This is a genomic window from Bacillus sp. FSL R5-0416 (assembly GCF_037975425.1).
Classification (GTDB): Bacteria; Bacillota; Bacilli; order Bacillales; family Bacillaceae; genus Bacillus; species Bacillus subtilis.
The window spans coordinates 1,055,670-1,074,343 of the sequence record NZ_CP150252.1; the positions used below are offsets into that span (position 1 = coordinate 1,055,670).

At 45.5% G+C, this 18,674-nt stretch carries 16 protein-coding genes and 1 pseudogene; 11 read left to right on the top strand and 6 right to left on the bottom strand.

Annotation, left to right across the window (positions count from 1 at the left end; genetic code table 11):
• Window positions 1-18: 18 nt before the first annotated feature.
• Window positions 19-729 (top strand): EcsC family protein, encoded by a 711-nt coding sequence (locus NYE20_RS05515; protein WP_032725322.1) that lies wholly within the window; start codon window positions 19-21, stop codon window positions 727-729.
• Window positions 730-746: 17 nt separating this feature from the next.
• Here the strand turns inward: NYE20_RS05515 and sndC are convergent, their stop codons facing one another.
• From sndC to hmoB, 4 genes and pseudogenes are all read right to left on the bottom strand, one after another.
• Entirely contained in the window at window positions 747-1,937 is a 1,191-nt protein-coding gene (sndC, locus tag NYE20_RS05520) for an N-acetyl amino acid acetylase SndC (protein ID WP_120027942.1), read from the bottom strand.
• Between the two features lie 71 nt (window positions 1,938-2,008).
• Window positions 2,009-3,400, bottom strand: a complete 1,392-nt coding sequence (locus NYE20_RS05525; protein ID WP_103804234.1) for a hypothetical protein — start codon at window positions 3,398-3,400, stop codon at window positions 2,009-2,011.
• A gap of 65 nt (window positions 3,401-3,465) precedes the next feature.
• Window positions 3,466-3,783: pseudogene (locus tag NYE20_RS05530) on the bottom strand (hypothetical protein).
• Between the two features lie 44 nt (window positions 3,784-3,827).
• A complete protein-coding gene (gene hmoB / locus NYE20_RS05535; RefSeq protein WP_003244748.1) occupies window positions 3,828-4,328 on the bottom strand; it encodes a heme-degrading oxygenase HmoB in 501 nt (166 codons plus the stop codon).
• 121 nt (window positions 4,329-4,449) lie between these two features.
• Here hmoB and NYE20_RS05540 point away from each other — a divergent pair, with 121 nt between their 5' ends.
• From NYE20_RS05540 to NYE20_RS05565, 6 genes are all read left to right on the top strand, one after another.
• Window positions 4,450-6,594 (top strand): transglycosylase domain-containing protein, encoded by a 2,145-nt coding sequence (locus NYE20_RS05540; protein WP_339184725.1) that lies wholly within the window; start codon window positions 4,450-4,452, stop codon window positions 6,592-6,594.
• Between the two features lie 121 nt (window positions 6,595-6,715).
• Window positions 6,716-7,777, top strand: coding sequence for a uroporphyrinogen decarboxylase (gene hemE, locus NYE20_RS05545; RefSeq protein WP_187954402.1), 1,062 nt, complete (start codon window positions 6,716-6,718; stop codon window positions 7,775-7,777).
• 71 nt (window positions 7,778-7,848) lie between these two features.
• Window positions 7,849-8,781 carry a ferrochelatase gene (hemH, locus tag NYE20_RS05550; RefSeq protein ID WP_014479346.1) on the top strand — a complete coding sequence of 311 codons (933 nt, stop codon included), beginning with the start codon at window positions 7,849-7,851 and terminating at the stop codon, window positions 8,779-8,781.
• Window positions 8,782-8,795: 14 nt separating this feature from the next.
• A complete protein-coding gene (gene hemY / locus NYE20_RS05555) occupies window positions 8,796-10,208 on the top strand; it encodes a protoporphyrinogen oxidase (protein WP_141949380.1) in 1,413 nt (470 codons plus the stop codon).
• A gap of 145 nt (window positions 10,209-10,353) precedes the next feature.
• Window positions 10,354-10,929 (top strand): TetR/AcrR family transcriptional regulator, encoded by a 576-nt coding sequence (locus tag NYE20_RS05560; protein WP_014479348.1) that lies wholly within the window; start codon window positions 10,354-10,356, stop codon window positions 10,927-10,929.
• 70 nt (window positions 10,930-10,999) lie between these two features.
• Entirely contained in the window at window positions 11,000-13,327 is a 2,328-nt protein-coding gene (locus NYE20_RS05565) for a YhgE/Pip domain-containing protein (RefSeq protein WP_124073100.1), read from the top strand.
• 41 nt (window positions 13,328-13,368) lie between these two features.
• Here the strand turns inward: NYE20_RS05565 and fabHB are convergent, their stop codons facing one another.
• Window positions 13,369-14,346, bottom strand: coding sequence for a beta-ketoacyl-ACP synthase III FabHB (gene fabHB, locus NYE20_RS05570; protein ID WP_163117587.1), 978 nt, complete (start codon window positions 14,344-14,346; stop codon window positions 13,369-13,371).
• Between the two features lie 128 nt (window positions 14,347-14,474).
• Here fabHB and NYE20_RS05575 point away from each other — a divergent pair, with 128 nt between their 5' ends.
• The 4 genes from NYE20_RS05575 to NYE20_RS05590 all read left to right on the top strand — a co-directional run bounded on the left by NYE20_RS05575 (window position 14,475) and on the right by NYE20_RS05590 (window position 17,123).
• Window positions 14,475-15,251 (top strand): YhfC family intramembrane metalloprotease, encoded by a 777-nt coding sequence (locus NYE20_RS05575; protein WP_038829127.1) that lies wholly within the window; start codon window positions 14,475-14,477, stop codon window positions 15,249-15,251.
• Window positions 15,252-15,277: 26 nt separating this feature from the next.
• Window positions 15,278-15,529 (top strand): hypothetical protein, encoded by a 252-nt coding sequence (locus NYE20_RS05580; RefSeq protein WP_015715616.1) that lies wholly within the window; start codon window positions 15,278-15,280, stop codon window positions 15,527-15,529.
• A 133-nt stretch (window positions 15,530-15,662) separates the two neighbouring features.
• The gene (locus NYE20_RS05585) at window positions 15,663-16,703 is read left to right on the top strand and encodes a M42 family metallopeptidase (protein WP_014479351.1); all 1,041 of its coding nucleotides are present in this window, start codon (window positions 15,663-15,665) and stop codon (window positions 16,701-16,703) included.
• Between the two features lie 12 nt (window positions 16,704-16,715).
• Window positions 16,716-17,123 (top strand): ASCH domain-containing protein, encoded by a 408-nt coding sequence (locus tag NYE20_RS05590; RefSeq protein ID WP_021479627.1) that lies wholly within the window; start codon window positions 16,716-16,718, stop codon window positions 17,121-17,123.
• A 36-nt stretch (window positions 17,124-17,159) separates the two neighbouring features.
• Here the strand turns inward: NYE20_RS05590 and gltT are convergent, their stop codons facing one another.
• Window positions 17,160-18,449: a glutamate/proton symporter GltT gene (gltT, locus tag NYE20_RS05595; protein ID WP_003245579.1), complete on the bottom strand. Its 1,290-nt coding sequence runs from the start codon at window positions 18,447-18,449 to the stop codon at window positions 17,160-17,162.
• Window positions 18,450-18,674: the final 225 nt, after the last annotated feature.

The following is an 18,674-nucleotide window of genomic DNA, read 5'->3' on the forward strand; positions in this document are numbered from 1 at the left end:
CTGAAAAGGGGTAATCAAATGACAGATAATCAGCTGCTGATGCAGGAAGCTTTGCAATGGAAAATGCATTTTTTGCGAAAGGATTCCATGTTTGAACGCTTTTCGAAGCGTGTCCAGACGAAGGTGAATGAACGGATTCCTGAAAAAATCCATACGGTCGTCACCGAGAGTGTGAAAAAAATGGTAGAAGCGACAATGACCGGCTCCAATATCATTACTTATAAAAAGGATACAAGTGCACTGTCGCTCAGTGAAAAAAACGAATTGGCGAAAAAAACGATTATTTCTTATCAGAAGGTGGCGGCTGCTGAGGGAGTCGGAACCGGAGCGGGCGGCATTTTTTTAGGCATTGCTGATTTTCCGCTGCTGCTTTCAATTAAGATGAAGTGTTTATTTACCTTGTCTTCCATTTACGGCTTTGATGTCAAGGATGCACAAGAAAGAATGTTTTTGCTGCTCGTGTTTCAGCTTGCGTTTTCGAGTGATGATGGCCGTAAATCGCTTTTTTCTGTCATCGAAAATTGGGAGACGGAGAAAAAGAGCATCGACTGGAGAGTGTTCCAGCAGGAATATCGCGATTATATCGACGTCGTGAAGCTTTTTCAGCTTTTGCCGGGCGTAGGAGCGGCAGTCGGCGGAATTGCCAATTATAAGCTGCTTGCTCAGCTTGGAGAAACGGCAAGACATGTTTTTCATCTGAGGATATTAAAGGAAACAGCCGGAGAATAAACACTCCGGCTGTTTTTTTATAGCTGATGATAGGTGATCGCAGCGCCGGCAAGGACCTTGGCCGCTGTCAGCATGGCTTTTTCGTTGATATCAAATTTCGGATGGTGGTGGGAATAAACTCGATCTGGCTGTTCGGGAGCGGCACCTGTAAAGAAAAAAGTGCCTTTCACGTTTTGTAAGTAATAAGCAAAATCCTCGCCGCCCATTTGCGGTTCACCGTCAATGACCTGCTGAACGCCCTCGGTATTCTTTGCGGTGCTCACCAAGTGGCTCGTTTCGGCAGGATGGTTCACAACCGCCGGATAACCCTGTTCATAGGTGTACTCATAGGACGCGCCGTGCATGCTGCATATTCCTTTTACAACCGCTTCAATTTCTTTCTCCAGAATGTCCCGGACATTTTCATCAAAAGAACGCGCTGTGCCGATGAGTACTGCTTGGTCTGCGATGACATTAAACGGATTGTCGGCGATGAAGGAGCCTGTCGAAATGACGGCGGATTGAATCGGATTGACTTTGCGGCTGACAATGTGCTGCAAAGAGGAAACGATTTGCGAACCGATCAGGACGGCGTCTTTAGTATCATGCGGATGAGCGCCGTGGCCGCCCTTTCCGAAGACTTTAATCGTAAATCGGTCTGCCGCCGCCATTACGGCGCCGGGGCGGCAGAGAATAGTTCCGAGCGGCTCAGTTGCCCAAAGATGAGTGCCGAATATCACATCCGTGTTTTCTAGACAGCCGTCATCGATCATTGGCTTTGCGCCTCCCGGATAATATTCTTCTGCATGCTGGTGGATCATCACAAATGTTCCCTTCAGTTCATGTCTGTTTTGGTGAAGGACCTTGGCCACTGCGAGAAGAGCTGCGGTGTGGCCGTCGTGGCCGCATGCATGCATGACACCAGGCACTTTGGAGGCGTAAGGGACATCTTTTTCATCTTGAATGGGGAGAGCGTCAAAGTCGGCCCTCAAAGCGACTGTAGGGCCGGGTTCGCTTCCTTCTATATATGCTAAAACCCCTCTGCCGCCAACGTTTGTGCGGATTGGGACTCCTAACGATTCATAATAGGAAGCAATAAATGCGGCGGTTTTTTCTTCTTGAAATGAAAGCTCAGGATACATATGAAAATGGCGCCTGATCTCAACCATTTCTTCAAAACAGCCGTCGAGCTGTTTGTTTATCTCTTTCTGCAGTGTGGATATGGACAAAGCCGCTTCCCCCTTTTCTATGTTTTCCATGATTGTATAGAAAAAGTCTGAATATTTCAACTCGTGCTGTTTTAAAGCATCATCACAGCTGCGAGGGTTGTCACCAAAAGGCCAATCGCGACGGGAATGAAGTTTTTTCTGGCAAGCTCAAAAGGATCAACTTTGCAAATGGCCGCCGCGGGAATCAACGCCCATGGGACCAGTGTTCCTCCGCCCACCCAGATGGCAGAGATTTGTCCGAGCGCGGTCAGAACGGCGGGATCGGCATGGAGAGCGGACGAAAAGAGCTTTGCGATGGAGCCGGCGAGAGAAATGCCAGAAAATCCTGAGCCGTCAAGGCCTGTTATGGCTCCAGCGGCAGTTAATGCAGCGGCGGCAAGTTCCTTTGACATAGGCATCATATGGGATAAAGCAATGCCAAGATCGTTGACAATGCCGTGGGAACCTTTAGGGAGTGAAGTGCCCAGTATGCTTTCATAGCCTGAGTCGCCAAGATAAAAGAAAGCGGCAATCGGGATGACGGGGCCGAAAACCTTAAAACCGAATTTAAATCCGTCAATAAAATAGCCGGTGATTTTTTCAAGCCCTTTATGCTTATACACGAAAAAATGAACGGTAAAGAGGATACAAATTGCAGACCCGCCAATTAACGCGGTTGCATCATTTCCTTGTAGGTTAAACAAGAGCATGCAGGCGATATCTGCAAGAAAGGCAAGCGGAATCAAAAAAGCCAGTATGGACCGCAGGCGTTTTGGCAAGTACAGCGAGTTGTCTTGTTCGCCGGAAAGAACGGGGGAAAAAGAAGCGGGATGCTCCTGTTTTTTGCGTTCGCGCTGAATCATGATAAAGGCAGCGGTTGTTGTTGTCGCACCCATAATCAGCACAAGCGGAATGCTGGCTGAGACGACATCACCGACTGGAATGCCTGCTGCATCTGCAGTCAGCTTTGGCGCCGCCTGAATGACAAAGTCGCCTGACAGGGCAAAACCGTGTCCGAATAAGTTCATGGCCATGGCCGCGGCAAGAGGCGTCAAACCGGCACGTGCGGCTGCGGGGAGCAGGACGGCGCCGATTAAAGCGACACCCGGAGAAGGCCAGAAGAAGAGAGAAATGGCGAACATCAGGCCCCCAATCAGCCAATAGGCAGTCACAGGCCCTCTCACAAGGCTTGCAAAGGGAGAAATCATCGCTTCATTTATCCCTGTTTTTGTTAACAAATCACTCATTGAAACGATAAAGCAAATGATGAAAATCGTGGGCAGCAGTTCGCCGGCCGCATAGATAAAGCTGTGGAATAAACTGCTGACAGAAGCTGAAAGTGAATGGCTGGCCCATAGCGATATGATAAAAATGCCGAATAGAGAAATAAATGTCGTGTCTTTTCTCAGCAGCATAAATAGGATAATTGCACCGATAAAAAACACATACAGAACATGGACAGACAAAATCCCGACTTCCATCATCGATCACTCCTTCCGCTTACAGATTATTCATAGGCGGGCGGAAGGTGCCGGGACAGAGGGGAGGGTTATGATGGAAGATGAACATTGATCTGTTTCAGCTGCTCAATCAGATGATGCCTTAATACTCTATTCGCTTTTTGCAGATGTTTTGGGAAGCATTCAGGAGAAAAAATGACGCACCCTTCAGCAAGCCAGTTTTTTCTATAGGCGATGATGCTTTCCGATGGCTCTAAATATGAATCATCCTCGTGCTGCATCTCGTAATCATCAAATCCGAACTGAAAACCGCAGCACGGGCAGATTTCATGAGAATGATTGCCTTCATGATCATATGGCGGTTCAGCCAATCCCTTAAACCCGCAGACTGGGCAAGTATGCTTCATTTTGCTTTCCTCCCAATAAAATAAGCTGCCGGACATGCCGGCAGCTATTCGACAGCGAAATATGTGGTGACATAGGAAGGCCGGGAGAAGATCGACGTTGTGTCAATTCCGGCAGATGTATCGCGTTTTTTGTGGGCTTCTTTGTAAGAACCGGACTGCTGCCAGTCTTGAAAGGCGCTTTCCGTTTCCCACAAGGTCAGAATGACATAGGTGTCACTGTCAAGCGGACGGAGCACTCGAATTGCTTCAAAGCCAGGCTCGTTTTCGACTTTTCCCGCTCTGTTTTTAAATCTGTTTTCAAACAGCGGACGCCCTTCCTGAGTAACGGCAATATTGTTCAATACTGCAAAACCGGGATGTTTGATCTCTCCGACTTGGTCAATGACTTCATAAGCGTGTGGTGCCTGGAAAACGGTATCTCCGTTTGTTTCATGAATTAAAATGGCGTTTTCCTGCCCCTGCATCAAAAGGATATTTTCTGAGGGATGCTTCTGTACGATCGTTTTTAAAAAATCGGCTGTCCCATATGTAATATAAACCTTCATATCAGCCACCTCCTGCTTGCTAGTATATCAAAACAATGGTATAAGTTTCTATTGGCGAGTGCTTCGAACATAATTCCAAACAATTTTTCCCATACTACCTTTAGAAAGGCGAGGTGAGTTCATGTTTAAGATAAAGAAAAAGAAACTTTTTATACCTATCATTATTTTAGTGTTAACTGCTTTTCTCGCTTTAATAGGATATATTTCAATTATTTTTCTCGGCCATTATGTCATAGATGAAAAAAAGCTTATTCTTCATGCTTCTTCAAAAATTGTTGATCAAAACGGAGATGAGGTTGCAAGCCTGTATACAGAAAATCGCGAGCCGGTCTCGATCAATGAGATTCCAAAGCAGGTCAGAGAAGCGTTTATCGCTGTTGAGGATAAAAGGTTCTATGAGCATCACGGCATTGATGCAAAATCTGTCGGAAGGGCAGTGTATCGCGATATATTAGCAGGCGGAAAGGTGGAAGGCGGAAGCACGATCACCCAGCAGCTTGCCAAAAATATTTTTCTGACACATGACAAAACGTTTCTAAGAAAAACAAAAGAAGTGATCATTGCGATCAATCTTGAACGGGATTACAGCAAGGACAAGCTGCTTGAAATGTATTTAAACCAGCTTTACTTCGGACACGGGGTTTACGGCATACAAGCGGCGTCCCACTATTATTTTAATAAAGAAGTAAAAGATTTGACTGTATCTGAAGGCGCTGTTTTGGCCGCTATTCCGAAGGCGCCTTCTACGTACTCTCCGATTTTGCACCCTGATAAAAATAAGGAGCGGCGTGATACAATTCTAGGCATGATGAATGACCAAGGCTATATCAGTGCGAAAGAGGCTGTCACCGCGCAAGGCCGAACGCTTGGACTGCATGTGAAGAAACAGTCGGAAACACCTTGGTTTGACAGCTACATTGACCTTGTGATCAAAGAAGCGGAGGACAAGTATTCCATTTCTGGGGAGCAACTTCTTCAAGGCGGATACACGATCAAGGTGCCGCTCGATTCGAAGCTGCAGAAGACGGCTTACCAGGTGATGAAAGAGGGAAGCTATTATCCCGGAACAGATCAGAATGCCGAGGGAAGCGCGGTCTTTATTAATAACAAGACAGGCGGTGTAGAAGCGGCCATCGGCGGAAGGGATTACACATCCAAAGGATATAACCGTGTCACAGCTGTCCGCCAGCCGGGTTCCACATTTAAGCCGCTTGCTGTATACGGACCGGCGATGCAGGAAAAGAAATTTAAGCCATATTCTCTATTGAAGGATGAGTTGCAGTCCTACGGAGATTATACGCCGAAAAACTACGACAGCCGGTATGAGGGCGAAGTCACTATGTCTGACGCCATTACGCACAGCAAAAACGCGCCGGCTGTCTGGACGCTGAATGAGATCGGCGTTGAAACAGGAAAATCTTATTTGAAAGCAAACGGCATTGATATCCCTGATGAAGGCCTTGCTCTTGCTCTAGGCGGCTTGGAAAAAGGTGTTTCGCCGCTCCAGCTTGCCGGCGCGTTTCATACATTTGCCGCGAATGGAACGTATACTGAACCCTTCTTTATCTCGAGCATAATAGATGAAGACGGAGAAACAATAGCCGATCATAAAGAGGAAGGAAAGCGGGTTTTCAGCAAGCAGACGTCTTGGAATATGACGAGAATGCTGCAGCAGGTAGTCAAAAAGGGAACGGCCACGTCCGGCACCTATCACGGCGACCTGGCGGGAAAAACAGGTTCTACATCTTATACAGGCGTCTCCGGCGCGACAAAGGACGCCTGGTTTGCAGGCTATACGCCGAAAATAACCGGGGCAGTCTGGATGGGCTATGACAAAACGGATCAAAACCATTATTTGAAAGCCGGGAGCTCATACCCGACGCGGCTGTTTAAGGATATTTTGACACAGGCAGGAGAAACCGGTCATGTGTTCACAAAGCTTAAAAACGTTAAAGAACTGGAAAGCCCGATTGAGCTGAAGCCGGTCAAAACACTCACAGCCGATTACACATTTAAAGCAGCGGGGCTCTTTACTATTGAATTAAAGTGGGACGCTCAAGAGGATGATCGGGCCGTATACAGAATTTATGTAAACAAGGACGGCGAGGAGTCGCTTCTTGATTCGGTTGAAGGGAAGGGAAGCTATGAAATTCCTTATGCCAACTTATTTTCGGGCGCGTCTTATAAAATTGTGCCTTATAATACACAGACAAAAAGAGAAGGGGAAGGAACCGATTACGTTCAGCCAAAATTGTTTTCCTCTTAATGGAATTCGGCGATTTTTTGAACTTTGAGCTACATTTCTATACCATTTGCCTAAAACAAGGTATAGTGTAATAAGTCAAGAAATACGAACGTATGGTTGCCGTATGAAAGGTGGAAATCAGATGAGTAAACGAGAAACGTTTAACGAGACGTTTTTAAAAGCTGCGCGGGGAGAAAAAGCGGATCACACGCCTGTGTGGTATATGAGGCAAGCAGGGCGCTCACAGCCGGAATACCGCAAGCTGAAGGAAAAGTACGGATTGTTTGAGATCACACATCAGCCCGAACTTTGTGCGTATGTCACAAGACTGCCGGTTGAGCAATACGGAGTCGATGCTGCAATCCTTTATAAAGATATCATGACGCCGCTGCCGTCAATCGGTGTGGATGTTGAAATCAAAAACGGGGTCGGTCCTGTGATTGATCAGCCAATCCGGTCTCTGGCGGACATTGAAAAACTCGGCCAAATTGATCCGGAACAGGACGTGCCGTACGTGCTTGAGACAATTAAACTGCTTGTCAATGAGCAGCTGAACGTCCCGCTCATCGGTTTCTCAGGTGCGCCTTTTACGCTAGCAAGCTATATGATCGAAGGCGGCCCGTCGAAAAACTACAATAAAACAAAAGCCTTCATGTACAGCATGCCGGATGCATGGAATCTGCTGATGTCCAAGCTTGCCGACATGATCATTGTGTATGTGAAAGCGCAGATTAAAGCAGGCGCAAAAGCGATTCAAATCTTTGATTCGTGGGTCGGCGCATTGAATCAGGCAGATTACAGAACATACATCAAACCCGTAATGAACCGGATTTTTTCAGAGCTCGCAAAGGAGAATGTGCCGCTGATCATGTTTGGCGTCGGCGCAAGCCATCTCGCAGATGATTGGCATGACCTTCCTCTCGATGTTGTCGGGCTTGACTGGAGACTCGGCATTGATGAAGCCAGATCAAAAGGAATCACTAAAACAGTGCAGGGCAACCTGGACCCGTCCATTTTGCTTGCGCCATGGGAAGTCATTGAGAAGAAAACGAAGGAAATACTTGATCAGGGTATGAAATCAGATGGCTTCATTTTCAATCTTGGCCATGGGGTATTTCCTGATGTCAGTCCCGAGGTTTTGAAAAAACTGACAGCGTTTGTCCATGAATATTCACAAAACAAAAAAATGGGTCAATATTCCTAAGCATATCTTTTGGTATCTTAATGATATCCTGTCAAAATGTTTGTATCAGATCATTAAAGAGGGTGTAAACAGTGAGTAGAAAGAAAATGGGGCTTCTCGTTATGGCGTACGGCACGCCTTATAAGGAAGAAGATATTGAACGTTATTATACACATATCAGAAGAGGCAGAAAGCCTGAACCTGAAATGCTTCAAGATTTGAAAGACAGATACGAAGCGATTGGCGGCATTTCACCGCTTGCCAAAATCACAGAAGAGCAGGCGCATAATCTGGAACAGCACTTGAATGAAATTCAGGATGAGATTACGTTTAAAGCGTATATCGGACTGAAGCATATCGAGCCGTTTATTGAAGACGCCGTAGCAGAGATGCATAAGGATGGCATTACAGAAGCAGTCAGCATCGTGCTGGCGCCGCATTTCTCCACGTTCAGCGTTCAGTCCTACAACAAACGTGCCAAAGAAGAGGCTGAAAAACTCGGCGGCTTAACGATTACGTCAGTTGAAAGCTGGTACGATGAACCGAAGTTCGTGAAATATTGGGTTGACCGAGTGAAGGAAACATATGCGTCAATGCCTGAGGATGAAAGAGAAAACGCGATGCTCATCGTATCCGCACACAGCCTGCCGGAAAAAATCAAAGAATTTGGAGACCCGTATCCGGACCAGCTGCATGAATCGGCGAAATTGATTGCTGAAGGCGCAGGCGTTTCCGAATATGCTGTCGGCTGGCAAAGTGAAGGGAACACGCCTGATCCTTGGCTCGGACCCGATGTTCAGGATTTAACACGTGATTTATTCGAACAAAAAGGATATCAAGCATTTGTATATGTTCCTGTTGGGTTTGTCGCGGATCACTTAGAAGTGCTTTATGATAATGATTATGAATGCAAAGTGGTGACTGACGATATCGGCGCAAGCTATTACCGGCCGGAAATGCCAAATGCCAAGCCTGAATTTATTGATGCTTTGGCAACAGTCGTATTAAAAAAATTAGGACGTTAAAGAAGGCGATGAACATGAGTGACGGCAAAAAACATGTAGTCATCATCGGCGGCGGCATTACCGGTTTAGCCGCCGCCTTCTATATGGAAAAAGAAATCAAAGAAAAGAATCTGCCGCTTGAACTGACGCTTGTTGAGGCAAGTCCGAGAGTCGGCGGAAAAATCCAGACTGTCAAGAAGGACGGCTATATCATCGAAAGAGGGCCAGACTCATTTCTGGAACGAAAGAAAAGCGCCCCGCAGCTTGTTAAAGACTTAGGTCTTGAGCATTTGCTTGTCAACAATGCGACCGGACAATCCTATGTGCTTGTAAACCGCACTCTGCATCCAATGCCGAAGGGCGCTGTAATGGGGATACCGACAAAAATTGCGCCGTTTGTTTCTACGGGTCTGTTTTCTTTGTCTGGGAAGGCGAGAGCTGCTATGGATTTCATCCTGCCTGCTAGCAAAACAAAGGATGATCAGTCATTGGGAGAATTCTTCCGCAGACGTGTCGGAGATGAAGTGGTCGAGAACTTAATCGAGCCGCTTCTATCAGGGATCTACGCAGGCGACATTGACAAGCTCAGCCTGATGTCGACATTCCCGCAATTTTACCAGACGGAACAAAAGCATAGAAGCCTGATTCTCGGCATGAAAAAAACAAGGCCTCAAGGCTCAGGCCAGCAGCTGACGGCAAAAAAACAAGGGCAGTTCCAGACTCTGTCAACCGGTTTGCAGACCCTTGTAGAAGAGATCGAAAAGCAGTTAAAGCTGACGAAGGTGTATAAAGGCACAAAAGTGACCAAACTCAGCCATAGCGGCTCTGGCTATTCGCTCGAACTGGATAACGGCGTCACACTTGATGCTGATTCAGTAATTGTGACTGCTCCGCATAAAGCGGCTGCGGGAATGCTTTCTGAGCTTCCTGCCATTTCTCATTTGAAAAATATGCACTCCACATCCGTGGCAAACGTCGCTTTAGGTTTCCTTGAAGGCTCCGTCCAAATGGAGCATGAGGGCACGGGTTTTGTCATTTCAAGAAACAGTGACTTTGCGATCACAGCCTGTACGTGGACGAATAAAAAATGGCCGCACGCAGCGCCGGAAGGCAAAACGCTGCTTCGAGCATATGTCGGAAAAGCTGGAGACGAATCCATTGTCGATCTATCAGATAATGACATTATCAACATTGTGTTAGAAGACTTAAAGAAAGTCATGAACATAAACGGCGAGCCGGAAATGACATGTGTCACCCGATGGCATGAAAGCATGCCGCAGTACCATGTCGGCCATAAGCAGCGTATCAAGGAGCTGCGTGAAGCACTTGCATCTGCGTATCCGGGTGTTTATATGACAGGCGCTTCTTTCGAAGGTGTCGGCATTCCCGACTGCATTGATCAAGGAAAAGCTGCCGTGTCTGACGCGCTTACCTATTTATTCAGCTAAAACCTCCGCTTTATCGCGGAGGTTTTTTTGATGTGCAATGGCAATATTGTGTAAAAAATGATTGAATTGAACAGCGGGTTATGATACATTTGCATATGTACTTAATGACTAAAATGTTCAAACGGTCAGTTTCGAGGTGAATACAATGTCAATAGATCGAAAAAAGCTCATTTTGGAGGCGGCTACAAAGTCTTTCACGCAGTTCGGGTATAAAGCGACGACAATGGATCTTGTCGCAAAACTTGCGAACGTGGGGAAGGGAACCATTTATACTTTTTTCAAAAACAAAGAAGAGCTGTTTGACGAGATTTTCACTACTTTATTAAAGGAAATGAAGCAAAAAGCGGATGAAGCGATGGAGCCGAACCTTCCGTTCCATGAAAATGTGCACAGAGCGCTGTTTGCCATTCTGGAGTTCAGGAAAACACATCAGCTGACGATTAAAATTTTCCAAGAGAATGCCGAGATTGGTACAATGGCAGTTCAGGAAGTGATCCAGAAAATGGAGCGAGCCATACTGTCTTATATCAAAAGTAAGATTGAAGACGGGATCAAAAGCGGCGCAATCAAGCCGTGCGACCCTGAACTGACAGCCTTTGTGATGCTGAAGCTTTATATCGCGCTCATTTTTGACTGGGAAAAACAACACCCCCCGCTTGATAAAGAGACAATTGCGGGACTGCTTGAATTGTATGTTGTCAAAGGATTGTCAGCGAACTAGATAATCCTTTCTCTTTGCAAGAAAATGACCATTTTTCATGATGAGTCAGTTTTAGAATGGAGGCATCAGGATGAACACAATACGAAGTCAGTGGAAAGACATCGTAACAAGTAAAAAATTATTGATTCCCATCATCGCCATTTTGTTTGTCCCGCTTATTTACAGCGGCGTATTCTTAAAGGCTTATTGGGACCCGTACGGCACAGTTGACCAGCTGCCTGTCGTTGTCGTCAACCAAGACAAGGGAGCAACGTATGAAGGAGAAAAACTTCAAATCGGTGATGATCTGGTCAAAGAATTAAAGGATAATAACAACTTTGATTGGCATTTTTCCAATGATCTCGACCAATCGTTAAAGGACTTATTGAATCAAAAATATTATTTAGTTGTCGAGATTCCTGAGGATTTTTCTAAGAATGCCAGCACTGTATTAGACAAAAATCCGAAAAAATTGGATCTGAAATACCACACAAATGCAGGTTCTAACTATGTAGGGGCAACGATCGGCGAAAAAGCGATTGATAAACTGAAAGCCTCTGTTTCAAAAGAAGTGACCGAGCAATATACGAAAGTTATTTTTGATAACTTTAAAGATATCGCAAAAGGTTTGAGCGACGCGAGCAGCGGCGCGAAAAAAATTGATGACGGCACAAAGGATGCGAAAAACGGAAGCGCACAGCTGAAAGAAAATCTGGCGAAGCTGAAGGAAAGCACCGCTACCATCAGTGACAAAACAGCGCAGCTTGCAGATGGAGCGGCTCAGGTGACGAGCGGCATCCAATCACTTGACAGCTCGCTCGGTAAATTCCAGGACAGCAGCAACCAGATTTATGATAAATCTGGTCAACTTGCAGCAGGATCAGGCAAGCTGACGGGCAAACTAAATGAACTGAATGCCGGCCTTCAAAAGGTGCAGCAGGGCTTACCTGATCTTACAAACGGGCTGAATCAGCTCAACAGTAAAGCACAAGAAGAGTCGGAGAAAGCAGCAAAAGCGGAAAAACTCATAAATGCGCTTGATTTAACACAGCTTGAAACAGCTGTGAACAATCTGGAAAAGTCAGAAACTGCGATGAAGGAATTTAAAAAACAGCTGTCTGACTTTGAAAACAGCTTGAAAAACCGTGATCAGGCATTCAAAAATCTCATCAACTCGAGTGATTTCTTAACAGCGGAGCAAAAAAGCCAGCTGATCAATTCTGTTGAAAAGCAGCTTCCGAAAGTTGATGCGCCTGATTTTGATGAAATTTTAAGTGGGCTTCCTTCAGCTGATCAGCTGCCTGACATCGCAACGATAAAAAGCTCATTGGAAGATGTGAAAGCGGAGGTTGCCCAGGTGAAGGCATTGCCGGAAGCTACCTCTAAGCTTTATAATGGCGCAAAAGCCACTCAAGATGCGATTGACAAATTAACTGCTGGATCTGAGAAGATATACAATGGTTCACAGCAGCTGACAGAAAACCAAAATAAACTGACAGCGGGCATCGGTGAATATAATAAGCAGTTCGCAAAAGCAAAAGCGGGCTCAGAGCAATTGGTGACAGGAAGCAGCCAAGTATCCGGCGGATTGTTTAAGCTGTTAGACGGGTCTAAACAGGTCCAAAGCGGATCATCAAAACTTGCAGACGGATCTGCATCACTTGATACAGGTTTAGGCAAGCTATTGGACGGCACAGGAGAGCTGTCTAGTAAGCTGAAGGATGCGGCTGACCAAACAGGAGATATCGATGCTGATGATCAAACATACGGCATGTTTGCGGATCCGGTTAAAACCAAAGATGATGCCATTCATTCCGTTCCTAACTATGGAACAGGGCTGACACCTTATATCCTGTCAATGGGCTTGTATGTCGGCGGCATCATGCTGACGGTTGTCTTCCCGCTGAAGGAAGCGTCAGGACGTCCGAGAAACGGTTTTGAGTGGTTCTTCAGCAAATTCAATGTCATGATGCTTGTAGGAATCATTCAATCATTGATTGTGGCGACGGTTCTTCTATTGGGAATTGGTCTCGAGGTAGAGAGCACGTGGAGATTTTACGTGTTTACGATCATTACGAGTCTCGCTTTCCTGGCGATGATTCAATTTTTGGCTACCACGATGGGCAACCCTGGACGTTTTATCGCAGTCATTATTTTAGTGCTGCAGCTGGGAGCGAGCGGAGGAACCTTCCCGCTTGAATTGCTCCCGAATTTCTATCAGGTCATCCATGGCGCGTTGCCGATGACCTACAGCATTAACGGATTCAGAGCGGTCATTTCAAACGGTGACTTTGGCTACATGTGGCAGATGGCCGGCGTCTTAATCGGCATCGCCCTCGTCATGATTGCACTAAGCATTACTTACTTTACAATGTTAAGCCGGAAGGAAGAATCATCAGAAGAACAGCCGGCTTCATAAAGAAAAAGAACTTGTTTCCTTGGAAACAAGTTCTTTTTTTGTTACATTCCCCATTTAATAAGCAATCCTGTATAGGTTAATCCGCCGCCAAACCCGAAAAGCAAAACAATTTGATCTTTTTGCAGCTTCCCGGCTTTCACTGCGAGATCGAGCGCCAAAACAATTGAAACCGAAGACGTGTTTCCGTAATGCTCAACACTAGTGAGCGTTTTTTCAATCGGGAACGGTGTTTTTTCACAAATTGACTCGATCATGCGCAAGTTGGCGCTGTGAGGAACAAACCAATCGAGATCATCAGAGCTGAGTCCTGCTTTATGTAAAAGCCGTTCAAATTCGCCAGGGACGGTTCTTGCGGCCCATTTATATACCTCGCGTCCGTTTTGCACCATTTTTCCAGAACCGACAAGCTGCACACCGTTTATTTCATTTCGCAGTCCGGCACGATACAAAATATCGCCGCCGTTCCCGCTTGTTCCTTGTACAGACGCAAGAAATCCCGGCGTCTCTTCATCTCGTTCCACTAACAGCGCACCAGCGGCATCGCCGAACAGAACGCATGTCGTTCGATCGGTATAATCCGTTACCTTTGATAACGTCTCTCCGGCGATCACGAGAATTTTTTGATGAAGGCCAGATGTGATCAATCCATTTGCCAAATGGAGGCCGTAAGTCAGCCCGGCGCATGTCGCATTAATATCCAGCGCGCCGGTGCTTTCCCAGCCGAAATATTCCTGTACGCGGCATGCCGTACTCGGAAAGGCGTAATCGGATGTGGTTGTGGCAACGAGGATCATATCGACATCATCAAGTGTTCCTTTATAACGGCTCTTGAGATTCTTCACCGCTTCTATGCATAAATCAGAGGTAAATTGATGTTCATCTGCAATCCGGCGTTCTCTCATTCCTGTGCGCTGAACGATCCATTCATCAGAGGTATCAACGATCTTTTCTAAATCTGCATTGGTTAAACGTCTGCTCGGCGCATAGGTGCCGATAGCTGTAATTTTTGCTTTTGACATATGAATCACTCCTTATGGTCAGATTATAACACTAGATATTAGTATCTGGTACTAAAAAGAAGGTTTTTTTACAAAAAAAGAGAAGTGTAGAATAGGGAATCTTTGAAAAAGAAAAAGGAGGCTGAAAAATGGTCAGTCAAGAAGCAGTAGTCTTTTTGGCATTATCCGGGGCTATTGCGTTTCTGTTGCCAATCGGGCTGATTGTATGGTTTAAGCGAAAGTATGGCGCCTCGCTTAAAGTGTTTTTTATTGGCGCTCTCACGTTTTTTGTCTTCGCTCAGCTGCTGGAAGGCGGCGTTCATGTTTATGTACTGCAAGTGAATGAAATCACGAAAGAAGTGATGCAACATCCATTATGGTATGGCGTTTACGGCTGCTTGATGGCCGGAATTTTTGAGGAGTGCGGAAGGTATATGATGATGCGATTTTTTATGAAGCGCCATCATACTTGGGCGGATGGTCTGGCTTTCGGGGCAGGCCATGGCGGGCTTGAAGCCATCCTGATTACAGGCTTGTCCTCTATCTCACTTATTGTATACGCATTTGCAATCAATAGCGGGACGTTTGAACAGCTTTTGGTCAATGGCGACGTCAAACGGGCGCTTTTGCCGATACAGGAGCAGCTGCTGCATACTCCTTCGTATGAATGGATGCTGGGCGGAATAGAAAGAATCAGTGCCATTGCCGTCCAAATTGGGCTGTCTCTGCTTGTTCTGTACGCGGTTAAAAGCCGCCGGCCGCTGTTTTTGTTGTATTCTATTCTTTTACATGCACTGTTTAATGTACCGGCGGTTTTATATCAGAGAGGAATCATAGAGCATGCTGCAGCTGTTGAAATCATTATTGCTCTTATAGCGGCTTTATCAGTTTATTGGATTGTAAAAGCAAAAAGGGTGTTTCAATAAAAGGTCCAAGCAGCAGCAATGCCCGCTTGGAAAAATGTGAATGGAAATATTCATTAAGCATGGGTCATCAGAATATTTCTGATTCAGTCTTTACAATGACAGCAAGAATGTCTGTGTTTTTTACAAGAGAAACAATGGTGTTTCTTTTTCTTCTTCTCGCAAGGGTCATGGCATTCTTTCTTTTTCTTGCAATGGTCGTGGAAATCTTTATCGAACCACTCGTCAAAGAACCAAAAATCATCGAACCAATCGTGACAACGACATTTCTGTTCATGTGAATGACGACAGCACATAGAAATCCCTCCTCTTCCCATGCTCTCTACAGCATATGAGAGATTGATAGGAAAAGATTGGACGGGTCCCTCGGGAAAAGAGTATATTTTAAGTAGAAAATAAAAGGAGGAATGCCCTATGACGTCTGTACGTAAAACGATGGAGCTCATTAAAGAACTGGTATCGATCCCAAGCCCGACCGGAAATACATATGAGGTGATCAATTATATTGAAAGCCTTTTAAAAGAATGGAAGGTAGAAACGGTTCGGAACCACAAGGGCGGCTTAATTGCAACGCTTCCAGGACGCGACACATCCCGGCATCGCATGCTGACTGCGCACGTTGACACCCTCGGCGCTATGGTAAAGGAAATTAAAGCGGACGGCCGGCTGAAAATCGATTTAATCGGCGGGTTCCGCTACAACTCGATTGAGGGGGAGTATTGCCAAATTGAAACCGCCTCAGGAAAAACGTACACAGGCACAATCTTAATGCATCAAACGTCTGTGCACGTATACAAAGACGCGGGAAAGGCTGAGCGGAATCAAGAGAATATGGAGATCCGCCTAGATGAACCTGTTCACTGCCGGAAAGATACGGAGGAGCTTGGCATTGGCGTCGGAGACTTTGTGTCGTTTGATCCACGTGTCGAGATCACATCAAGCGGATTTATTAAATCGCGCCATTTGGATGACAAAGCAAGCGTCGCCTTATTGCTCCGCTTAATTCATGAAATTCAAACAGAAGACATTGAGCTGCCGTATACAACCCATTTTCTTATTTCCAATAATGAAGAAATCGGTTACGGCGGGAATTCGAATATTCCTCCTGAAACAGTTGAATATTTGGCGGTTGATATGGGCGCTATCGGTGACGGGCAGGCGACAGATGAATATTCAGTATCAATCTGTGTGAAGGATGCGAGCGGGCCGTATCATTATCAGCTCAGAAAGCATTTAGTTCAATTAGCCGAGAAGCATCATATTGACTATAAGCTTGATATATATCCGTACTACGGGTCTGATGCGTCAGCAGCGATCAAATCCGGGCATGATATTGTGCATGGCCTCATAGGGCCGGGAATTGACGCTTCCCATGCATTTGAACGCACCCATAAATCATCTCTTCGCCATACCGCTAAGCTTCTGTATTACTATGTACAGTCACCAATGGTATAAGGGGGAGGACCAATGAAGATTTATAAGCTGAAAAGCACATTCGGCTGGGAAGGTGATGATGGGTTGGGAGAACAGCTGATTCAGCAGATCCTTGCCGGAGAAAAAACCGCCACGTGCAGGCCGAGATCATTGTATTCAAAAGATGAATTGAGGGACGTTTATCAAACAGCGGGTCAGCTTGTTACCGTTTATGATAAACATGACAATCCAAGATGCAATATAAAAGTGACAGATGTCTTTGAAACCACCTTTGGTGCGCCTGATATGAGGTTAGTCAAAGGAGAGGGCAATGGAGACCGAATTGAGGAGTTTCAAGAGGATCATCGGATGGCATGGGCGGAACTGATCAAAAGCGGTAAACTGGAGCTGAATGAGGATACTGTTTTGATTACAGAACTGTTTGTGCTTGTTAAAGATTAAAAAAGCCTGCGGGGCAAGAACCCCGCAGGCTTTTCATTAACCAGAAATGGTTGCGTTTTGTTCTGTTTTCGATTGGGACATAACAGTTTCTGCTTTCGCAGGATTAAACATGCCTTCCCATTTAGACATCACAACGGCAGCAAGCGCGTTACCAGTCAGGTTGACAACTGTACGTGCCATATCCATGATGCGGTCTACGCCGGCAATAAAGGCAAGTCCTTCAGCCGGAACGCCGATGGTGCCAAGCGTTGCAAGCAAGACAACAAAAGAAGTACCAGGCACGGCAGCCATCCCTTTGGATGTCACCATTAAGACGAGCACAAGCGTAATTTGGTGCCAAATCGTCAAATCAATGCCATATACCTGTGCTAAAAAGAGTGCGGCAATAGATTGATAGAGAACGGAACCGTCTAAGTTAAACGTGTAACCGATCGGAATGACAAATGAAACAATGCCTTTCGGACATCCGATTTTCTCCATTTTTTCCATGATGCGCGGAAGAACCGTTTCAGAGCTGGACGTACTGAACGCCAGTAAGATTTCGTCCTTCATATAAGCAAGGAACTTGAAGATGCTGATGCCGGCAATTTTTGCGACAATCCCGAAAATAACAATTAAGAAGAAAGCAAGCGCGACATAAACCAATCCGACGAGCTTTCCGAGAGAGATAAGAGAACCGAGTCCGAATTTAGACACAGTCACTCCGATAAGAGCGAAAACGCCGAATGGCGCCACTTTCATCACAAGGTTTACAACGTGGAACATGGCATGGGATACACCTTCAAAAAAGGCTAATACAGGCTTGCCTCTTTCACCGATCGCGGAAATACCCAATGCAAATAGTACTGTAAAGCAGATGATGGCTAGAAGATCCCCTTCGACCAATGACTGGAAGAAGTTTGTCGGCACAATATGGAGGAACGTTTCCGCCACTGATTTATTACTTTGTTCTTTTTCAGTTTCAACATATTGACTGATGTCCGATTTTTGAGCTTCGTGTATATTAACTCCTGTACCCGGATGGAAGATGTTTGCAAGGGCTAGTCCGAGAATAATGGCAAAAGTCGTGATGATCTCGAAGTACAGAATCGTTCTGAAGCCTAATTTACCGACTTGCTTTCCATTTCCTGCACCGGCTACACCGATGATTAAGCTGGAGACAACAATAGGAATCACTATCATTTTGATTAAGCGTAAAAAGAGATCCCCGATTGGCTGCAGGTAAGTAGGCAATGCTGGGTTGCCATACCAAATGACGCCAACAATGACACCTAGAATAAGTCCAACGAATATTTGTGTGGCTAATCCAAACTTAATTCTTTTCATAGATTACCTCCCAAAAAACAAAGTATCAACATATATCATGAATAGACATATATTTAATCTCACTATTAGATCAAATTATAATAGATAAGAAATCAATTCGTCTATAGTAAATTATATTTCGAAAATAAAGAATATTCAATGACATTATGATAATCACCAGAATTATCAAAAACAGGTGAGCTTTGACCTAACCTGACTATTATTTCAAAATTAAGAGATATGTGA